We start from the raw sequence: 680 nt of genomic DNA, 5'->3' as shown, positions 1-680 counted from the left end.
AAACAATGTCATGATCGCAAACAATTTAATTACAGCAGCATCATTTACTCCAAACTCCCTTCAAATCCCGAATGCTTGGGTTGGTCACTTACCTTTTGCAGCATGGGTGATCCAAGAGGTCGCACCAAAGATATTTGTTGAGCTTGGCACGCATAGTGGAAATTCCTATTTCTCATTCTGTCAATCAGTTGTCGAGGCTGGCATTTCATCAAAATGTTATGCCGTCGATACGTGGCAGGGCGATGAGCATGCGGGTCGATATAACGAGGAAATTTTCGCCAAAGTTAATGAGCATCATCAGGCACACTATGCCGGATTTTCTCGGTTGCTGCGGATGACGTTTGATGATGCAGTAACCTATTTTGCGGATGAATCAGTAGAACTATTGCACATTGACGGGCTGCACACGTATGAGGCAGTTCGCCATGATTTGGATACTTGGCTGCCAAAATTGGCCCCCGGTGCTGTTGTCATGTTTCACGACACGAATGTTCGCGAACGCAACTTTGGGGTATGGAAACTCTGGGAAGAACTGCAGGCGCGTTACCCGAATAATTTAGAGTTTGTTCATTCACATGGGCTTGGGGTGCTGCAGCTGAATAACGCGCCAGATAATAAAAAGGTGGATTGGCTCCAACCCAGCTCAGCCGAAAAGAAAAGATTAATAAATTACTTCGCCG

At 45.9% G+C, this 680-nt stretch carries 1 protein-coding gene; it reads left to right on the top strand.

Annotated features, from left to right (window positions below; translation table 11 throughout):
* Positions 1-10: 10 nt before the first annotated feature.
* Positions 11-680: class I SAM-dependent methyltransferase (locus ACFOFO_RS26460; RefSeq protein ID WP_390333553.1), on the top strand; the 670-nt coding region annotated here is incomplete at its 3' end.

Source organism: Pseudundibacterium arcticum, assembly GCF_042646465.1.
GTDB lineage: Bacteria > Pseudomonadota > Gammaproteobacteria > Burkholderiales > Burkholderiaceae_D > Undibacterium_A > Undibacterium_A arcticum.
Note: the sequence above shows the minus strand (reverse complement) of the source record. Positions and strands in the feature narration are given on the sequence as shown.